This window comes from Cloacibacterium sp. (assembly GCF_047601505.1).
Taxonomy (GTDB): domain Bacteria; phylum Bacteroidota; class Bacteroidia; order Flavobacteriales; family Weeksellaceae; genus Cloacibacterium.
Genome location: NZ_JASGJD010000001.1, coordinates 474,748 through 493,371, shown reverse-complemented (window position 1 = coordinate 493,371; position 18,624 = coordinate 474,748). Strand labels below are relative to the sequence as shown.

The following is an 18,624-nucleotide window of genomic DNA, read 5'->3' as shown; positions in this document are numbered from 1 at the left end:
TGGAGTGCTTAAAATTGAGTTATTAATACTTGGAATGACTGATTTGTAAAAGCAAAGTTCTTCCCTTGTTTTAGAGATAGTACTTGAGCTAAAATACTCGATTTTTTGGTGATAAAGCGCAAGTATTTTTTCAAGTTGTAAGTTAAACTTGCCATGAGTACATGTTTGTTCGCATTTTTGATGCCTCTTGTATTTACTCTTTTCATGTTGGTGAAGTTGACCAACGTTCCAATAACGGGTTCCACGGTTTTACTGCGTACTCTTACCATTTTCTTGGCATAATTTGCATTATGGGTAAGCTTTTGATGCATCCTATCGTAATGTTCTTTGTGGATGCTGTCGTCTATTTTTTTAAACTTGGTACTTTTGCCACAACAAGGCTCTCTTAGTGGGCAGTTTTTGCAATCACTCTCGCTGCTTCGGTACGTTCGTTTGGTGTAACCCTTACTATCCATTTTCTCGCCTTTGAAAAGGAGTTTGGCTTGCTTACCTTCGGGTTTTGTACATTGGTAATAGTTTTCTTCTTTGTGGTAGGTAAAACCCTCTCGCTCTGCTTTGTATTGTCCGAAATTTGGAATATAAGCATTGATGTTTTTTTTGTGTAAATATGCCAATGCTTCGCCACTGCTGTAACCGCCGTCTGCTAAGAGTTCTTCTAATTCTATTCCGTTTTCGTTTAAGTTTTCTTCGGTAAGTTCTACTATTTGTTCTAAACATTGGCTATCGCGTTTATCTGCAAAATCTGAACATGCGCCGGTGATGACATGATGTGCATCATCTACTGCAATTTGTCCAAAATAGTTGAGTTGTCTCGCTTTACATGGTTTTACGCTCACTCTGGCATCGCTATCTGTGGGAGAATAATGGGTGTGATTGGACAGATATTTCGGGCGGATTAGATTCCCGTTTTCGTCTAGCTTTTTACCATTGCTATTGCCGGGCATTCCTTTGTAGGTTTCTTTTTTCCATGCGTGGTGCTGTTCTACGAGTTTCTTTCTGGTACTGGTGGTTTTAAATTCGCTATTTTCTTCTAATTCGTTGACAAATGCACTTGCATCTTCCAAAACTTCCTTCTCTAACACTGGCGTTGGCTTTAATAAAAACGCTGTCCACAGCTTGGCGTTTTCCACGAACCATGCCTTTATCTACACACATTTTTAGTACTTGTTTAAATAAATTTAAAAAGACTTCTTCGCCATACAAACCTCGTGTTCTACTGATGGTGCTGTGCCAAGGTAATTGTTCGTGAATATCGTATCCTAAATACAAGCGTATAGACAAACTATCGCTACAAAAGGCTATCAACTGTCTATCTGAGTTGATATTGTTTAAATATCCTACCAACAAAATCTTGAAGAATACTACTGGATCTATACTCTCTTGACCTTCTTTACCGTAATATTTTTGAGTAGATTTATAAATGAAATGTAAATCGAGTTCCGTTAACAATTTTCTATAATAATTATCCTCCGGAACTAGCATATCTAGACTGAGTTCGTAGAACAGTTGTGGTGTAAAGTGTTTTCGTCCTTGCATATTTAAATTTACGAAAATTTTATATCATAAATAACAGTTTTTAACTATATTTGAGTTGTGCAACAGGCACAGGCGTTTGGCAAGATTGCGAATTTTGTAGTAAATTCACGTTTACATTTCGCAAGAAATTTTATCTTTAACAGAAAATAATAGGTTCCGAAGCTCGCAACCTCGCCAAGCGCCGGAACGTTAGCAGAAATACATTCAGCAATGCGTTTAGAGAAAATTCTTTTAATAATTTCCATTCTTTTTTTATTCAGTTGTAAAAATGAAAATAATGATTTTATAACTGAATGGAAAGTTAAAAGATTTCCTTATTCAAATGGAACGTTAACTTTATTGAAAAATCATAAATTTGAATATAAAGAATCGGAACATTTATCTAATTCATTTTCAAATGGTTTATGGAATAACATAAATGACACATTAATTTTAAATTCTGAAAAGCCAAATGAATGTTATTATATAACTGATTTTTCATTGAATAAAAAACTGAAAGAATCAAAACCTGGAGAAATTAATTTACCTGAAACAACACTGAAAAATTGTAAACCAAAAATTGAAAATAAATATTTCGTTGAATTTTTGAATTCTAAATTTATAATTAAAAAAGATTCATTAATTTTTTTAAACCTAAATAAAGAATACGAGAAAAAATATGGCAATTTCAAAATATACAAAAATAGATAGTTGTACTTTTGCTAACACAACTCCTCTTTTTAGAAAATAATCATTAAAAAAGATAAAATTCGCTAGTATCATGCCCTTGTCTGCATAACCTATTTTCATTAATCTGTAAAATTTGTATTACTGCTCATCTTTTATTTAGTGTAAGCACGAGCAAGACGCTTGTGGTAGGGGGAGAAACTTCGGGAGCCTTTTTAAGCATTATGGGTTTATCGTAAAAAGTTTTTAAAGATATTGAGAGACTTCTAGAAAGGTCTCTTTTTTTTGTGAAAACAGATTGATTTTTTTATTAAATTTACAAAAAAAAACGAACGCTGAGCTAACTCAAAAAGTATTTTTGAAAATTTTCCCACGGAAACAAGGCTTCCTGTGAAAACTTCGCAAAGCCGCCGAGTCGTTAGCGGTAATTATAACCACAAAGTTTCCCATAAGTTTTTATGAAAGATGACAAATTTATTTTCTATTCATGGCAGTCTGATTTAGAAAAAGAAACAAACGAAAAAGCTATCAGAATTGAATTAAAAAAAATCATTCCTGAAATTGAGGAAAAATTTGATTCTTTGAACTTAAATATTGATGAAGCTACTCGAAACGAATCAGGAAGCCCAGAAATCCCCCACTCAATATTAAAAAAAATAACAAATTGTGACGTTTTCGTATGCGACATAACTACGATAAATTATACAGAAAAAGTTGGACGGAAAACACCTAATCCTAATGTAATATTCGAATTAGGATTTGCAGTTTCTCAAATAGGATGGGAAAGAATAATTTTACTTTTTAATGAAAATTACGGAGATTTCAAAACTGAATTGCCTTTCGATTTAGAGAAAAGAAGGGTAACAAAATTTAGGATTAATGATAAAAACGATAAAAATGGAAAAGGTGATTTGAAAAGTAAATTATTAATAGGAATTACAAATATAATAGAATCAAACCCTAATAAGCCAAAAGAAAAAGAAACCAAGAATTTAGAGCAAATAAAACGAGAAAAAGACATAAACAATTTAAAAAAAATATTATTCTCTGTTCATATTCCAACTTTTGATACTTTTTTATTTCGGTTGCCAAATAGAATTATAGACAGAATATTTTATTTTTGGTATACAATGCAAGGAATATATGAAAGTAATTCTTTCTATATATATAATCAAGAATTAAAAGAAAAAATTACCGAGTTTTACCATTGTTGGGATAACACTTTGAAATATGGACATTTATTTACTGCTAATAATTCAGGAGATTATAATTTAAGCTTACCTTTTGATGTTTTTGCAAATCAGAAAGATGAAGAGGATTTTAAAAAATTAACCAATGAAACAATAAAATTGAGAGAAATTTTCCCAAAATTTATTGAATATATCAGGAATTTTTACATTGAAATAGATTTGGATGAAATAAGCTCGGAATCATACTTAAAATATATTGAATATAATAAAGATTAAAATAACTACCGCTAACATATTCTATGTCAAAAAACAAGAAAGATTTTAAATATTTTCAATTGGCAAATTGATGGGTTTTTACATAGGGCGTTTCTCGTTTGATGACTGCAAAAATGCGGCTTACCAGTTTGCATTTTACATTATTTAAGGCTAATAAACTGTGTTTGCCTTCTCCTTTTTTTCGTTCGTAGTATAATTTGAATTCCCTTTGCTGGCGCGAGCATCATGCTCGTGTCCACATTAACAATTTTCATTAATTTTCAAAATTTGTATTACTGCTCATCTTTTAGTTATTATAAGCACGAGCGAGACGCTCGCGCCAGCAGAAGAAAATGCTTTTTGGCTAGATTAACGTTCATTTATTGGTTGCTTTGTAAAGTTAAAAAAAAATAAATCTGTTTTCACAAAAAAAAGAGACTCTTCACAAAGTCTCTTGTATTTTTTTATAAAAAGCACAAAACGTTCTATCCATTCAAAACCTCTCCCAATTCTTGTAAATATTCGTGGGCGGTTAAATCAAATTTTACTGGGACAACAGAAATGTAACCATCGGCAAGAGCGTTTTCGTCTGCGTTTTCGTCTTGGTCTATATTGTTGAAATATCCTGTTAGCCAGTAGTATTTTTTTCCGTGAGGATTTACTCGTTCGTCAAAACTTTCTTCCCATTTTGCGTGAGCTTGTCGGCATACTTTTATACCTTTTATTTCTTCTTTTTTTAGTTTTGGGATGTTCACATTCAATACAATACCTTTTGGAAGAGGGTTTTCCAGAACTTTTTTTACAAGAGTTTGTATAAATTCTTTGCTTTGAGAAAAATCTGCATCCCAAGCAAAATCTAGCAAAGAAAAACCTATGGCTTGTAAACCTTCTACGCCTGCTTCTACAGCAGCACTCATGGTGCCAGAATAGATAACGTTGATAGAAGAATTAGCGCCGTGATTAATACCAGAGACTACCAAATCTGGTTTTCTGTCTAGAACTTTATCAAGAGCAAATTTCACACAATCTACAGGAGTTCCGCTCAAAGAAAAGTCTTTTTGAGGACCTTCTAGTTGTATTTCTTCAATAGTTAAAGTAGAATTAATGGTGATGGCGTGTCCTTTTCCAGATTGTGGTGAGTTGGGAGCTACTACCACTACATCGCCTATTTCGTTCATAAAATTTACCAGGTTTCTAATTCCTGGTGCGGTAATTCCGTCGTCATTGGTAACCAAAATCAAGGGTCTGTTCGTCATTTTAATTTTCATTTTACACAAAATTACTCCTTTTTAATAAGAATAAAGTCTTTTATACGTTATATTAACAAAGATTTAAGATGCTATATATAGCAAAAGTTACATTAATGGAACGTTTTTTGTGGTATATTGCAAGCTTGTTTTTGTTGGGCTAATTTCGCCATGAAAATGTTGAAGAAAATGAATTTTATTAGAATAATATTTCTATCTATTGTGCTGTTTCCAGCAGTTTTTACATCGCAGATTAAGGAAAAATCTATTGAAGAGATAGACCTAAAATCTACCAAAAAGAAACTCAAGAAAAAAGAAAATCCTGCTTACGAAATTTTGCAGGAAGTATGGAAACGCAAAAAAAGCAATGGCTTATCTCAATTTAAAGATTATCAATTTGATGAATACGAAAAAATTGAAGTAGATGTTACCAATATTGATAGTGCTTTTACCAAGAAAAAGATTTTTAAAGATTTAGATTTTGTTTTTCAATATGCAGATTCTACAGAAAATGGCAAAAATCTTACGCTTCCGCTTTATTTTAACGAGTCTATTTATAAAAACTTTGGGAAAAGCGACCCCAAAAAACAAAAAAGAGATATTATTGCCAATAAATCTTCTGGGTTTTCTAGCAACGAAGTAGTTGCCAACACTGCAAAAAATCTTTATAAAGAAATTAATATTTATGATAATATATTGAATTTCTTTAATATAGGTTTTACAAGTCCTATTGCAAAAGACGGTTTTGGGAGTTACGAATATCAACTTCTAAACGACGAAAATGTTTCTGGAACAGATTGTTATAAAATTAGATATACCCCGAAAAGAAAAGATGTTTTGTCTCTTTATGGTATGGTTTATATTTCTAAACAAAATTATGCGGTGGTGAGAGCTACCATTAAATCTAGCAGAAACATTAATGTAAATTTTGTTAATGGTTTTTACAACGAGTTAGAATTTTATAACCCTAACGATAGCATTTTCTTGCCAAGAAAAAATTACCAAGAAATACAGATGTCTATTTTTGGTAAAAATGACAAATCTAAAAGCATCCTCGCAAAAAGGTCAACTTTTTTCTCTAAATATTCTTTCGACCAGAATCTTAATGATGATATTTTTGAAAGAGAAACTCAATCTCTAAGTGACGAATCTGTACAAAAAAGTGATGATTATTGGGAGCTAGAAAGAAAAGAACCTCTTTCTAAATCTGAACAGAATATCTATAAAATGATTGATGAACTTAATAAAGTTCCTAAATTTAAAAAAGCAGTGAAAGTTTACGAAACTTTGGCTTCGGGATATTTTAATGTTTTTGATGCAATAGATATTGGAGATGTATATTCTACAGTAGGTTTTAATGATGTGGAAGGATTTAGACTTAGACTTGGAGCACGTACTTATTTCTCTCCAAACGATATGTGGCGAGCTGCGTTTTATACGGCTTATGGTTTCAAAGACAAGCAGTTAAAGTACGGTTTTGAAGCGAGGAAAATGTTTGATAGAACCAATAGATTTACCATAGGAGCTGGCACAAGAAGAGACGTAATACAATTGGGAGCGCAACTTACAACAGACGAAGGCATTATGACGCGTTCTTTTGCTTCTTCGGGAGTTTTGAACAGTGGGAATAATTTTAATTTGAGTTCAGTTAATCAAACCAGTGCTTTTACAGCAATAGACCCTTTTAAAAATTTCACACTGAGATTAGATGCAACTTATCAAACCATAAAATCTGCAAATCCTGATAAATTTTCTTTAGATTATTATAAAAATGGAGAACTTTTCTCTGAAATTACAGATTCTAAATTGGCGTTTAGTGTTACTGCAAGACCGGGAGCTAAGTTTTCTCAATACGGAGTTGATCGATACGAACACAGTACTTTAGCACCTACTTTGGTTTTGAAATATACACAAGGTCTAAAAGGCGTTTTCAACTCAGATTTTAATTACAGCAAACTTCAGTTTTATTACTTTCAACCTATTTTATTGAAAAGTTTTGGTAGATTATTATTGAATGTAGAAGCAGGCAAAAACTTTAGTACAGTTCCTCTAGCATTACAAAATGTATTGCCAGGAAACCAATCTTACAGTTTAATCCCGAATACTTTTGCGTTGTTAAATTACTACGAATTTGTAGCAGACGAATATGCAACTTTTCATGCCGAGCATCATTTTAATGGTAAACTGTTGTCTTACATCCCTTTAATTAAAAAGCTGAAATTAAGAGAACTTGTTTTTTATAGAACTGCTGTTGGTAGCCTTAGCGATGCTTCTAAAAATATAAATGCTACCAATCTTACCCTTTCTGCGCCTAATAAACCTTATTACGAATATGGTTTTGGTATCGAAAATATTGGTTTTGGTAACCTTAGACTTCTCAGGATAGATTTCAACTGGAGAGGAAATTATCTAGAAAATACAGATGCCAGAAAATTTGGGGTAAAAGTAGGTTTTCAATATAATTTCTAATTCTATATCCTAAAATTATAGTTTTTATCTTAAAAATTTAAAAATTTCCACTTTGAAAGAGAATAAGACCTTAACTTTGACGAAGTTTTCTTAAACTTGTAACAAATCTTATCTTATTTAAAACTAATTATAAAAAATATTTATAAATCAATATGAAATTTAACCTTAAAAAACTGTTGTTTTTTGCGCCTTTAATGACGCTGATGTTTTGTTTCAACTCTCCTCAAAATGACGAGGAAAAGATGCAAACAATTATGATTAGTGTAAAAAACACCTTATCATATCTTCACTATTCTCCTAAGCCTATTAATGATGCCTATTCTGCTGATGTTTTTGATAAATATCTGGAAATGATGGATCCGGCTAAAAAATTCTTACTTCAATCTGATGTAGATGAATTTTCTAAATACAAAACAAAATTAGACGATTGCCTAAATAAAGGAGACCTTTCTTTCTTTAATCTTACCGTTGACAGATTAAGTGCCAGAACCAAAGAAGTAGAAAAACTTTCTCAGGATATTCTGAGCAAACCTATTAATTTTGACGAAAAAGAAGAGTTAATCTTAGAGCCAAAATTGAAATCTTACCCGAAAAATCAGGAAGAATTAAGAGCTGAATGGAAAAAATTCATCAAGTATAATATTTTGCAAGAAATAGAAACACTTAACGCTAAAGAAGAAACTCAAAAAGAGAAAAAAGACAGCGTAACCCGTTTCAAACTGAAAGATACTATCAAATTACAAATTCTTTCTCCTCAAGAGAAGCAAATTAGAGCGACAGAAGAAGTAAAAGATTTGCTAACTTCTATGTTTAAGAGATACGATAAAAGAAAAAAAATGGATTGGTTTTCTGTTTATATGAATGCTTATACAGAAGTTTTTGATCCTCATACCAATTATTTTTCACCTCAAGACAAAGAAGATTTTGATGTAAGTTTCAAAGGTTCTGTAATAGGAATTGGAGCAACCATTCAAGAGAAAAAAGGTAAAATTTTAGTAGGAACTTTGGTAGTAGGAGCGCCTGCTTGGAAATCTAAACAAATCTCCGAAGGAGACGAAATCTTAAAAGTAAAATCTAAAAAAGACGAAGAACCTGTAAACGTATCTGGAATGTTGGTAGATGAAGCGGTGCGTTTTATTAGAGGAGAAAAAGGCACAGAAGTAGTTCTTACGCTTAGAAAAAAAGACGGAAGCATAAAAGAAGTAAAAATGATTCGTGAGGAAGTAGCTATAGAAGATACTTTTGCAAGAAGCATTATTGTAAATACACCAAACGGAAAAAAATACGGATTTATTAATTTGCCAAGTTTCAATGCAGATTTTGAAAACGCAAAAGGAAGAAATGCTTCAGACGATATAAAAGCAGAATTGATAAAACTGAAAGCTCAGAATGTAGAAGGAATTATCTTAGACCTTAGAAACAACGGTGGAGGTTCTCTTACCGAAGTGGTAGATATTATGGGATTATTTATGAAAAATGGCCCTGTAGTTCAAGTAAAAGACGGAAATGGAAAAATTCAAGTTCTTAGCAACAAACAAAACGACCCAATTTGGACAGGTCCGCTTGTGATTATGCAAAACGAACTTTCGGCTTCGGCTTCAGAGATTTTGGCTGGTGCAATGCAAGATTACGGTAGAGCGGTAATTGTAGGTTCTCCTCAATCTTTTGGTAAAGGTACCGTTCAAACTTTTGTAGAATTGAATAGATTTTTGAATACCAATGACGATTTTGGAGCTTTGAAACTTACCATTCAGAAGTTTTATAGAGTTAATGGAAAATCTACTCAATTGAAAGGTGTAGAGTCTGACATTCCAATGAAAGATTTATTCACTTATGAAGAAATAGGCGAACGTTACGATAATTATGCTTTGCCTTGGGACCAAGTTTCAACTTCTAGTTTTTCTCCGCTTAATAATTTGAATAAAGCAAATTTAGTAAGCAATAGTGCAAAAAGATTGGCTCAGAACAAAAACTATCAACTTCTTTTAGAATCTGCACAATGGAAAGAAAAATTAGACAAAGAAGAAAAAGTAACGCTTAACTTGAAAGAATTTGAAGAATTGATGAAAGTGAGAAAAGCTCAAATTGAGAAATTTAAATCTTTGGCTAAATTTAGCAATGGATTAAATTTTTCGCTTCATGCAGACGAGGTAAAAAGAGGAAAAACCGATGAGGTTTTTGCCAAAAAATCTGAAAATTGGTTGAAAAACTTAAAAAGAGATATTTATCTTCAAGAAACGGTAAACATCATTTCTGATATGAAATAATAGAACAATTCTTACTATTTATATAAACCGAGAATCTCTCGGTTTTTTTATTTTTGTACAATACAATATTATTATGAAAGATATATCTAATATAAAAGAAGATGCTCAATATACCTTGAAAGAATTTTTAGAGTATGATATTATTTCTTTCGGGAAACATCACATTAGCGTTTACGAAATTATTGGAGCAATTTTAGCTTTGGTAATTGGGTTTATAGTTTCTCTCATCTTGAAAAGATTAATTTATAAATCAAAAAAAATAGACGAAGGAAAGAAATATGCTATCAGCCAGATTTTCCATTATATTATTGTTTTTATAACCATTTCGTTTGCATTAAAATCTCTAGGCGTTAATGTTTCGCCATTATTGTTAGGTTCTGGAGCTATTTTGGTGGGAATTGGTCTTGGGCTTCAGAATTTATTTTTAGACTTTATTTCTGGGATTATTATTCTTTTAGACAGAAGTATAAAAGTAGGAGATATTGTAGAATTTGACGGGAATGTAGGAAAAGTAATGGAAATAAGAATGAGAACTACTACCGTACTTACAAGAGACGATAAAAGTTTAATTTTCCCAAATTCGTTTTTAACCAAAGAAAAACTGGTAAATTACTCTCACTATAACTCTGTGGTTGGGTTTTCTGTAACTGTTGGCGTTCATTATGATACCGATTTGGATAAGGCATTTCAATTGCTGAAAGAAGCTGCTTTAGAAAACGAATTTGTACTCAATAATCATCCAATTATTGCTAGGTTAGAGAACTTTGGAGAGTCTTCTTTAGATTTAAAACTTATTTTTTCTTCAGATAATCTTATGCGTTCTACACAGATTTTGGCAGATATTAGAAAGAGCATTTTAGAAAAATTCAGAAATGCTGGCATTGTAATTCCTTATCCTGTAAGAACTTTAGATATTCCAAAAGAATTTTTTATGAAGCAAAACAAGGACGTCTCATAGATTTTTCTAAAAATAATTTGCCTTTTTGCTTTAAATGAAGAACGTCTATTTGTGGTTGGTCTTGTAATTTTTTTCCGTTTTTACCGATAAAATGTTGGTTTGAAATTGCTTTTTTCCAAGCGGTAATTCTTTTAGAAATTACATCACTGTCTGTATAAACTCTTTCTTTGGTAAAAGGATTAATTATTGTTTTTGTAAGGAATTTTCCGTAAGATTTAGAAAAAATATCTAACCAAATTTTATTGCAAAGTCCGGCTTTTTCTATGTCAGCATTGGTTTTGTCGGTAACGGTACGGAAGATTTCTTCTGTTTTTATAAATTCTTCTTTTATAGCTTCAATGTAGGTATTTTCTTCTACATTTTGAAGGTGTCTGTTTTTCACAGCAAAGTTTAGAGCTCTTGGCAAGTCATAATCAATATGAGCTTCTATTCCTGTTGCCAAAATATGACCTAAGTATTTCTTAAGATTAAAAATAGGGAATGTTTTTTCGGTCTTTTCAAAATGACAAGTCCAGTGTTCTTCTACAAGATTTTTTTGATTTTCTTCCCATTGATTTCGATTCCAAAGATAGGCTTGGTAGAAATAAGAAATTTGTTTAATTTTCTCAATAGGATAAAGATAAACTCCGTTTAGAATTTGTTCCATTTTACAAACTGTAGTGTGGAAATATGCAGTTGGGAAAAGTTCTTTCAAGTTTCCAGTTTCTAAGAAATAGTTTCTCTTTTTTTCTAATTCTAATGTTATTCCCAACAAGATATGAAAGTGCTCTTCCAGAATATCTTTGTCGTTATTTTTAGAGTAAGTTTCTATGAAATCATAGTATAATAGAAGAGATTTCCAATGGCTGTTTTTATCTGTGGAAGTATATTCTTCTATAGAATGAGTATTAGTTTTTTTATTGTACATTTTATTCGTTTTTTACCAATCTCTGCAAAGAGAATTCTTGTTTGTCATATATCTTTAAACCGAGTTCTAGTTTTCCAATTGAAAAAATAAATTTTCTTTATAAATAGGTTTGTTATATTCATATCCTTTGTGTTTTTTATTAAAATTTTAATTCTATTCCTTCTAATTTCAGAAGAGCAGCTTTTCTTTCAATTCCACCAGCGTAACCAGTTAGAGAGAGATTTTTCCCAATAACTCTATGGCAAGGAACTACCAAACAAATTTTGTTTCTAGAATTTGCGTTGGCTACTGCACGAACAGATTTTGGACTTTTTAAGGCATCGGCTTGAGCTTGATAACTTCTGAATTCGCCGAAGTTAATATTGAGTAATTCTTGCCAAACTTTTTTTCTTTGAAATTCAGTGCCAGAAAATTCTACAGGAACAGTAAATTGAGTTAATTTACCTTCAAAATAAAGTTCTAATTCTTTTTCTAGCAATGTAAGAACTTTATTTCCTGTTTTTTTGATGACACCATATTGAGCAGAAATTTCTTCTAAATGCTTGTCAGCGTATTTGCTGTCTTCGAAGTCTAACATCAACAATGCATCATGATTAGCAAATGCCACCATTTTACCAAGGGGTGTTTCGTAGAATTTGGTGTATAAGAATTTCATAAGTTATTGTTTGAGACAAATTTACATCAAAAATTCATTTCTTTTTAATATATACCATGAAATGCATAAAAGTTTTTATTAGCTCACTTTTCGTAATATTTGAGAAAAAAAGCTTAGAACTTATTTAGAATTAAAATAAATAAAGTATATTTGCAACTCATAATTTTTTTGAAGAATCTTGAAAAATATAAATTCAAACAAAATGTGCTGTTTCCCTAGAAAAATGAAAGGGAAAATTAGCGGTTATGATAACGAAAATCTACACATGCCCAACAAAATTATTGAAATGGGATTGTTGCCAGATACTTCTTTCGTTATCCTTCATCAGGCGCCTTTCAAAGGACCGCTTTACATAGAATATGGTGAAGAAAAAACCAGAGTAGCACTTCGAGAAGAAGAAGCAAGATTCATTTTCGTAGAACCCGAAAAATAACCAAAATTTCTCATATAATTTTGGAATACAAAATGCAAACTGTACCACAGAAAGTAAAACATATATTATTGGTAGGTAATCCTAATGTAGGAAAATCTACCATTTTCAATTTGCTTTGTAACAAAAATCAAAAAACTGGTAATTACGCTGGTGTTACTGTAGCATCTCATCAAGGAACTTATAATTTCGAAGACGAAGAAGTAGAAATTGTAGATTTACCAGGCTCTTACAGCATTTATCCTACTTCTGAAGACGAAGCTATTTTTACCAAATATTTAATTGAAGAACAAGAAAAATACAGTGGTGTAATTTACGTTGCTGATGCACTTAATCTTAAAAGAAGTTTGTTGCTTTTTCAGCAAATTCGGGATTTAGGAATTCCTGTTCTTATGGTGGTAAATCAAATAGATTTGGCTCGAAAAAGAGGTTTAAATATTGATTGTGAGAAACTTGCAGAATTAACTGGAAATAAAATTCTAGAAACGAACGCCAAAGCAAATATTGGAATTGATGAAATTAAAAGTTCTATTAGAAACAATGAATTTTCGGTTTCCGAGACTCCTTTTTTTGATATTCCTTCAGAAAATTTAGGTTTAGTTTTCAAAATTTCAAGACAAATTAACGAGAAAAATTTCTATAAAGTTTGGACGCTTATTGCAGCAGATACTTATCTTGGAAAATTGAAAAGTGTAAAAGTGCTTTTGAATCAAGAGGATAAAAAATGCATGGTTCCCAAAAGGTTGCAAGTGCAAGAAACCATTAGAAGATACCAAAATATTGATAAAATTATTTCTCAGGTTATCTCTAAAAAGCCTCAGTTTAAAGAACTTTTAACAGAAAAATTAGACAAGGTTTTGGTTCACCCAGTTTTAGGGTATTTGGTTTTTGCAATTATTTTGTTAACTATTTTTCAAAGTGTGTTTTTTATTGCAGAATATCCTATGAATTGGATAGATTCTAGTTTTTCTTGGCTTTCAGATTTTTCAAAAACGCATCTTCCAGATGGCCCGCTCAATTCACTTATTTCAGACGGAATTATTCCTGGAGTTGGCGGTATTGTAATTTTTGCACCTCAGATTGGTATTCTTTTATATTTTTTGTATTTGCTAGAAGATTCTGGTTATATGGCAAGAGTTATCTTCTTGATGGATAGGTTTTTACGGCCTTTTGGCTTAAATGGTAAAAGTATAGTTCCTCTGGTTTCGGGTACAGCTTGTGCAATTCCCGCAATTATGAGTACCAGAAATATTGAAAACGTAAAAGAAAGACTCATTACTATTTTGATAACGCCTTTTATGACTTGTTCTGCAAGGCTTCCAGTTTATAGTATTATTATTGCACTTATTTTTACAAACGGAACTTTTTTAGGATTTAAATATAAAGCAATTGCACTTTTAGCAATGTATTTCTTGGGATTTGTAATGGCTTTGGTTGCAGCATTTATATTGAAATATTTTATCAAAAATAAAGGGAAAACATTCTTAGTAATGGATTTACCTACTTATAAAATGCCACTTTGGGCTTACGATTTCAAATTAGTATTGAGAAAAGTTTGGGAGTTTATTACAGGAGCTGGTAAAATTATCCTTGCTGTAAGTGTAATTCTTTGGTTTTTAAGTTATTTTGGACCGAAAGACGATTTTCATTTATTTCAACATGAAAGCAATGTAAAGTTAGAAAATTCTTATTTGGCAAAAATTGGTAAAAAGATGGAACCCGCTATTTCTCCACTGGGTTATGATTGGAAAATGGGAGTAGGTATTTTATCTAGTTTTGCGGCAAGAGAGGTTTTCGTAGGAACTATGTCAACTTTATATAGTTTAGAAGACGATGCACCAGAGAAAACGGTAATCGAAAAAATGAGGACAGATGTAAGACCAGATGGAGAAAAAGTTTTCAATTTTGCAACGGGAATTTCAATCCTAATTTTCTATGCTTTTGCTATGCAATGTATCTCTACCATTGCAGTAGTTTATAGAGAAACAAAATCTTGGAAATGGACAGGAATTCAATTGGTTTTCATGTCTGGATTAGCATATTTTGCTTCTATGATTGTCTATCAGTTTTTGAAATAAGAAAAAAAGATATTAAAAAAAGAGCTGCTTTCAAATCTGAAAGCAGCTCTTTTTAATTTATTACTCAGCAGTTAAAACTCTTTGCCCAAGTTCTTGGTCGAAAAGATACAAAGCTGATGGATTGTCTTTTACCAATTTAATTTTTGTAATGAGTTGAGAAGCAGATGCTTCTTCTTCTACTTGTTCGTTAACAAACCATTGTAAAAATGCGGCTGTAGAATAATCGCCAATTTCGTTGGCTGCTTTCACGATGGCAAAAATACTTTGTGTAACTATTTTTTCGTGTTCTAAAGCTTTTTCGAAAATTTCTTGCGCATCAGAAAATTCATAAGGAGGTTGCTCTATATTTTGAAGAACAATTTTACCACCAATGTCATTTAGAAAATCAAAAAACTTTTCGGCGTGCATTAATTCTTCTTTCGATTGAATTCTGAAATAATTGGCAATTCCGTCCAAATCTTTTTCATAAAACCAAGCGCTCATAGAAAGGTACAATTGAGCGGCATATTGTTCTTTTGCTATCTGTAGATTTAGCAAATTGTATATAATATCTCTATTCATATTGAAATGTTTTATTCAAATTTAAGAAAAAAGATGTTTAAGAATTAAGAAATTTTCTCTCTTCCAGGACATTTTTTGCATCTTTTTCCTTTTTTGAATTTTTTACAACATTTCTTTTTGCCACAGTATTGTTCGTGGTTGTTGCTTTCGAGTGTTGGTACAATCAAATTGAAATAAGGATTGATTCTAAATTCATTCATGCAACAAAAATAATATTTATTTAGAATAATTCAAAATAAAATTGTAATTTTGTTCTTATTTTTGCATCATGAATTCAGTTGTTATTCAATATATTATCATTTTTGCAATGCTTTTGGCTGCAGGATATTCTTTGTACAAAGTGTTTAGGAAAAACTTTACTCCCAAAAAATTCGACAGTAAAAGAACACATTGCGACAAAGATTGCGGTTGCAGTTAGTTTTCTCAGCTATTATTTTTCCACAGTAAACGGTTTTCTCTTGCTTATTTCCGTAATTTTGCAGAAATTTAAAACTCAAATTATATTAATATAGGTTTAGATGCCTTTTTTAATAAATGCAAAAGGTTTTCTAAGGCTTAAAAATTCAATAAAATGTCTTTAATCAAAAGTATTTCAGGAATCCGAGGAACAATTGGGGGTAAAGTAGATGATAATCTTACGCCAGTAGATGTAGTAAAATTTACGGCAGCTTTCGGAACTTGGCTTCAAAAAAATAAAAATAAAAAAGATTTAACTCTGGTTATTGGTAGAGATGCTAGAATTTCTGGCGCAATGGTTAACTCTTTGGTTACCGCTACTTTACAAGGTTTAGGAATTAATGTAATAGATTTAGAACTTTCTACCACGCCAACCGTAGAAGTGATGGTTACAGAACTTAATGCTGATGGAGGAATAATTTTAACGGCTTCTCACAATCCAAAACAATGGAACGCTTTGAAACTTTTGAACGAAAAAGGAGAGTTTATCACGGGAAAAGACGGTGCAGAAGTTCTAGAAATTGCAGAAAAAGAAGATTTTAATTTTGCTGAGGTAGATGATTTAGGAAAATATGAAACCAAAACAGATGCTTTTGATATTCATATTGAGAAGATTTTAAATTTACCAATGGTAGATGCAGAAGCGGTAAAATCTAAAAAAATTAAAGTGGTTTTAGATGCTGTAAATTCTACAGGAGGAATTTCAATCCCGCCACTTTTAGAAAAATTAGGTTGCGAAGTAGTGAAATTATATTGCGAACCAAACGGACAATTTCCGCACAATCCAGAACCTTTGAAAGAGCATCTTACAGATATTTGCGAACTCGTTAAAAAAGAAAATGCAGATTTAGGAATTGTAGTGGACCCAGATGTTGACAGATTGGCATTAATTGACGAAAATGGCGAAATGTTCGGCGAAGAATACACTTTGGTGGCAGTGGCAGATTATTTGCTGAGACATAAGAAAGGAGTTGCAGTTTCTAATCTTTCATCAAGCCGAGCTTTGAGAGATGTTGCCAGAAATTTAGATTCAGAATATTTTGCAAGCGCAGTAGGAGAAGTGAATGTAGTAACTTTAATGAAAGAAAAAAATGCAGTAATTGGCGGAGAAGGAAACGGAGGAATTATCTATCCAGATTTGCATTACGGAAGAGATTCTTTAGTTGGTGTTGCATTATTTTTGACGCATTTGGCAAAAGAAAATAAAACCGTTTCGGAGCTTAGAGCAACATATCCAGCATATTACATGGGTAAAAAGAAGATAGAACTTACTCCGGAAATTGATGTAGATGCGCTTCTTGTGAAAATGCAAGAAGAGTATAAAGACGAAGAAATTTCTACAATTGACGGTGTGAAAATAGATTTCCCAGAAAATTGGGTTCACCTCAGAAAATCGAACACCGAACCAATTATTAGAATTTATACAGAAGCCTTTTCTCAGCAAGAAGCAGATGAATTGGCAGACAAAATGATAGAAAAAATTAAAAGTTTAATTTAGAATCAAGAGCCAAGAATCAAGACAAATTGTAAAATATCTTGGTTCTTGAATCTCGAGTTTAAAAATCTAAAAATAATTTGGAAGAATTTTTTGAAAATGAACTTTCTAAAAAGTTCGAAGAAATGATTGAAAATAACGACAATTTCTACTTTGATTCAGAAGAAATTGAAGAATTGGTTATTTTCTATTTGGAAATGGGAGATGTTCATTTCGCCGAAATGGCCATTAATTATGGTTTGAAACTTCACCCTAATTCTATCGAGCTAAAAGTAAAACAATTAGAAGTTCTTTTAGACTTAGAAAGATATGTGCAAGCTCGTCAGTTAATAGACGAGTTAGAACCTTCTTGCTCCGAAAGTACAGATTATTTGGTGTGTTGTGCCAAATATTTCTCTAACAACGGAAATCCTAGAAAATCTATAGAATATTGTCTTAAAGCTTTAGAATTAGAAGAAGAAGAAAATTTTCTTCACAATTTTATTGCAGACGAATATCATAATTTAGACGACCCTTTCAATGCGCTAAAACATTATAAACTTGCGCTTACTTTTGACCCTCAGGACGATTATTCTCTAGAATGTGCCATGATGTGCTATCAGCAGCTCAATCGTTTTGAAGAAGCGGAAGAATTTGCTCAGAATTATATCAATCAGTTTCCTTTTTCTGAAACAGCTTGGTTCGAAATGGGACAGTTTTATTTCAATAGAAAAAATTACGAAAAAGCCATTTTATCCTTTGATTATCTTTTAGCGATTAATTCGGAATCTACTGGTGTTTACGCCAACAAAGCTGCTTGTTATGAAGCTTTAGAACAATGGCAAAAGGCGATTGAAGTATATGAAGAACAATTGGAATTAGAATATACCAAAGCATTTACTTTTTATAAAATAGGATTGTGCTACAAAGCGGATAAAAAAAATCTGGAAGCATTGAGAGCTTTTCAAAAATCATTGAAAGAAGACCCTCAGTTTTACTTAGCAATGATGGAACAGAGCGACATTTACCTTGAACTAGGAAGTGCCAAAGAAGCGCTTCATTTTGCTAAAGAAGCAGTTGCTTTGAATGAAAATAACCTCGATTTTCAAAAGAAATTGGCGTTTTTATACATCGATTCTGGTAAGTTTGAAGAATCTCTTACTTGTCTCAAAAAACTGGTAGAAGCAGAGCCCAAAAGATTTTATAATTGGTATGCCTACACCGAAGTTTTAATGTTGATAGGAGAATTTGAAGACGCTATAACTGTTTTAGAAAAAGCGGTAAAGTTTCATAAAAGGGCAGAATTGTATTATCAATTAAGCAATTCGTTCTTAAACGTTGGAGAAGAAGAACACGGACAAAATGCCTTGAAAATGGCTTTAGAATTAGATTCTTCTCTGTCTGATGATATGCAACAAAAATATCCTTACATAAAAGACCAAGTAAAGAAGGTGAAGAGTAAAAAAAAATAGTGA

At 31.7% G+C, this 18,624-nt stretch carries 17 protein-coding genes; 10 read left to right on the top strand and 7 right to left on the bottom strand.

Annotated elements, in window-relative coordinates; all coding sequences use genetic code 11:
* Positions 1-8: 8 nt before the first annotated feature.
* Positions 9-1,082 carry a transposase gene (locus QM746_RS02225; RefSeq protein WP_414982717.1) on the bottom strand — a complete coding sequence of 358 codons (1,074 nt, stop codon included), beginning with the start codon at positions 1,080-1,082 and terminating at the stop codon, positions 9-11.
* Positions 1,021-1,536, bottom strand: a complete 516-nt coding sequence (locus QM746_RS02220; protein ID WP_414982716.1) for a transposase — start codon at positions 1,534-1,536, stop codon at positions 1,021-1,023. Before QM746_RS02220 ends, QM746_RS02225 begins: the two co-directional genes overlap by 62 nt.
* 210 nt (positions 1,537-1,746) lie before the next feature.
* Between QM746_RS02220 and QM746_RS02215 the strand changes: the two genes are divergently transcribed.
* Together QM746_RS02215 and QM746_RS02210 are read left to right on the top strand one after the other, a co-directional pair.
* Positions 1,747-2,226 carry a hypothetical protein gene (locus QM746_RS02215; RefSeq protein ID WP_414982715.1) on the top strand — a complete coding sequence of 160 codons (480 nt, stop codon included), beginning with the start codon at positions 1,747-1,749 and terminating at the stop codon, positions 2,224-2,226.
* A 434-nt stretch (positions 2,227-2,660) separates the two neighbouring features.
* Positions 2,661-3,668: a TIR domain-containing protein gene (locus QM746_RS02210; protein WP_414982714.1), complete on the top strand. Its 1,008-nt coding sequence runs from the start codon at positions 2,661-2,663 to the stop codon at positions 3,666-3,668.
* 464 nt (positions 3,669-4,132) lie between these two features.
* Here the strand turns inward: QM746_RS02210 and surE are convergent, their stop codons facing one another.
* The gene (surE, locus tag QM746_RS02205; RefSeq protein WP_414982713.1) at positions 4,133-4,915 is read right to left on the bottom strand and encodes a 5'/3'-nucleotidase SurE; all 783 of its coding nucleotides are present in this window, start codon (positions 4,913-4,915) and stop codon (positions 4,133-4,135) included.
* Positions 4,916-5,083: 168 nt separating this feature from the next.
* On the opposite strand from surE, the gene QM746_RS02200 reads away from it, so the two are divergent.
* From QM746_RS02200 to QM746_RS02190, 3 genes are all read left to right on the top strand, one after another.
* Complete coding sequence (locus tag QM746_RS02200; RefSeq protein WP_414982712.1) at positions 5,084-7,363, top strand: DUF5686 family protein; 2,280 nt, start codon at positions 5,084-5,086, stop codon at positions 7,361-7,363.
* Between the two features lie 152 nt (positions 7,364-7,515).
* Positions 7,516-9,630: a carboxy terminal-processing peptidase gene (locus tag QM746_RS02195; RefSeq protein ID WP_414982711.1), complete on the top strand. Its 2,115-nt coding sequence runs from the start codon at positions 7,516-7,518 to the stop codon at positions 9,628-9,630.
* Positions 9,631-9,703: 73 nt separating this feature from the next.
* Entirely contained in the window at positions 9,704-10,588 is an 885-nt protein-coding gene (locus QM746_RS02190) for a mechanosensitive ion channel family protein (protein ID WP_414982710.1), read from the top strand.
* Here QM746_RS02190 and QM746_RS02185 read toward each other — a convergent pair.
* Positions 10,560-11,495: a DUF5995 family protein gene (locus QM746_RS02185; protein ID WP_414982709.1), complete on the bottom strand. Its 936-nt coding sequence runs from the start codon at positions 11,493-11,495 to the stop codon at positions 10,560-10,562. The genes QM746_RS02190 and QM746_RS02185 overlap by 29 nt on opposite strands.
* A gap of 139 nt (positions 11,496-11,634) precedes the next feature.
* Positions 11,635-12,150 carry a methylated-DNA--[protein]-cysteine S-methyltransferase gene (locus tag QM746_RS02180; RefSeq protein ID WP_414982708.1) on the bottom strand — a complete coding sequence of 172 codons (516 nt, stop codon included), beginning with the start codon at positions 12,148-12,150 and terminating at the stop codon, positions 11,635-11,637.
* Between the two features lie 223 nt (positions 12,151-12,373).
* Here QM746_RS02180 and QM746_RS02175 point away from each other — a divergent pair, with 223 nt between their 5' ends.
* Positions 12,374-12,583: a FeoA family protein gene (locus tag QM746_RS02175; RefSeq protein ID WP_374364615.1), complete on the top strand. Its 210-nt coding sequence runs from the start codon at positions 12,374-12,376 to the stop codon at positions 12,581-12,583.
* Positions 12,584-12,615: 32 nt separating this feature from the next.
* Positions 12,616-14,658, top strand: coding sequence for a ferrous iron transport protein B (feoB, locus tag QM746_RS02170; protein ID WP_414982707.1), 2,043 nt, complete (start codon positions 12,616-12,618; stop codon positions 14,656-14,658).
* Between the two features lie 60 nt (positions 14,659-14,718).
* On the opposite strand, the gene QM746_RS02165 is transcribed toward feoB, so the two are convergent.
* Both QM746_RS02165 and QM746_RS02160 read right to left on the bottom strand, forming a co-directional pair.
* Positions 14,719-15,219, bottom strand: coding sequence for a ferritin (locus tag QM746_RS02165; RefSeq protein ID WP_374364617.1), 501 nt, complete (start codon positions 15,217-15,219; stop codon positions 14,719-14,721).
* A gap of 44 nt (positions 15,220-15,263) precedes the next feature.
* Positions 15,264-15,419: a hypothetical protein gene (locus tag QM746_RS02160; protein ID WP_374364619.1), complete on the bottom strand. Its 156-nt coding sequence runs from the start codon at positions 15,417-15,419 to the stop codon at positions 15,264-15,266.
* A 68-nt stretch (positions 15,420-15,487) separates the two neighbouring features.
* Here QM746_RS02160 and QM746_RS02155 point away from each other — a divergent pair, with 68 nt between their 5' ends.
* The 3 genes from QM746_RS02155 (at position 15,488) to QM746_RS02145 (ending at position 18,621) form a co-directional block, all read left to right on the top strand.
* Positions 15,488-15,637: a hypothetical protein gene (locus QM746_RS02155; protein ID WP_374364621.1), complete on the top strand. Its 150-nt coding sequence runs from the start codon at positions 15,488-15,490 to the stop codon at positions 15,635-15,637.
* A 153-nt stretch (positions 15,638-15,790) separates the two neighbouring features.
* Positions 15,791-17,173, top strand: a complete 1,383-nt coding sequence (gene glmM / locus QM746_RS02150; protein WP_414982706.1) for a phosphoglucosamine mutase — start codon at positions 15,791-15,793, stop codon at positions 17,171-17,173.
* Between the two features lie 77 nt (positions 17,174-17,250).
* The gene (locus QM746_RS02145; protein WP_414982705.1) at positions 17,251-18,621 is read left to right on the top strand and encodes a tetratricopeptide repeat protein; all 1,371 of its coding nucleotides are present in this window, start codon (positions 17,251-17,253) and stop codon (positions 18,619-18,621) included.
* Positions 18,622-18,624: the final 3 nt, after the last annotated feature.

Bases quoted from the DNA above. Each gene is read 5' to 3' on its own strand.
- QM746_RS02220 (WP_414982716.1), bottom strand. From the start codon at position 1,536: ATGCAAGGACGAAAACACTTTACACCACAACTGTTCTACGAACTCAGT.
- QM746_RS02210 (WP_414982714.1), top strand. From the start codon at position 2,661: ATGAAAGATGACAAATTTATTTTCTATTCATGGCAGTCTGATTTAGAA.
- QM746_RS02155 (WP_374364621.1), top strand. From the start codon at position 15,488: ATGAATTCAGTTGTTATTCAATATATTATCATTTTTGCAATGCTTTTG.
- QM746_RS02180 (WP_414982708.1), bottom strand. From the start codon at position 12,150: ATGAAATTCTTATACACCAAATTCTACGAAACACCCCTTGGTAAAATG.
- surE (WP_414982713.1), bottom strand. From the start codon at position 4,915: ATGAAAATTAAAATGACGAACAGACCCTTGATTTTGGTTACCAATGAC.
- QM746_RS02215 (WP_414982715.1), top strand. From the start codon at position 1,747: ATGCGTTTAGAGAAAATTCTTTTAATAATTTCCATTCTTTTTTTATTC.
- glmM (WP_414982706.1), top strand. From the start codon at position 15,791: ATGTCTTTAATCAAAAGTATTTCAGGAATCCGAGGAACAATTGGGGGT.
- feoB (WP_414982707.1), top strand. From the start codon at position 12,616: ATGCAAACTGTACCACAGAAAGTAAAACATATATTATTGGTAGGTAAT.
- QM746_RS02165 (WP_374364617.1), bottom strand. From the start codon at position 15,219: ATGAATAGAGATATTATATACAATTTGCTAAATCTACAGATAGCAAAA.
- QM746_RS02200 (WP_414982712.1), top strand. From the start codon at position 5,084: ATGAATTTTATTAGAATAATATTTCTATCTATTGTGCTGTTTCCAGCA.
- QM746_RS02175 (WP_374364615.1), top strand. From the start codon at position 12,374: ATGAAAGGGAAAATTAGCGGTTATGATAACGAAAATCTACACATGCCC.
- QM746_RS02160 (WP_374364619.1), bottom strand. From the start codon at position 15,419: ATGAATGAATTTAGAATCAATCCTTATTTCAATTTGATTGTACCAACA.
- QM746_RS02190 (WP_414982710.1), top strand. From the start codon at position 9,704: ATGAAAGATATATCTAATATAAAAGAAGATGCTCAATATACCTTGAAA.
- QM746_RS02195 (WP_414982711.1), top strand. From the start codon at position 7,516: ATGAAATTTAACCTTAAAAAACTGTTGTTTTTTGCGCCTTTAATGACG.
- QM746_RS02185 (WP_414982709.1), bottom strand. From the start codon at position 11,495: ATGTACAATAAAAAAACTAATACTCATTCTATAGAAGAATATACTTCC.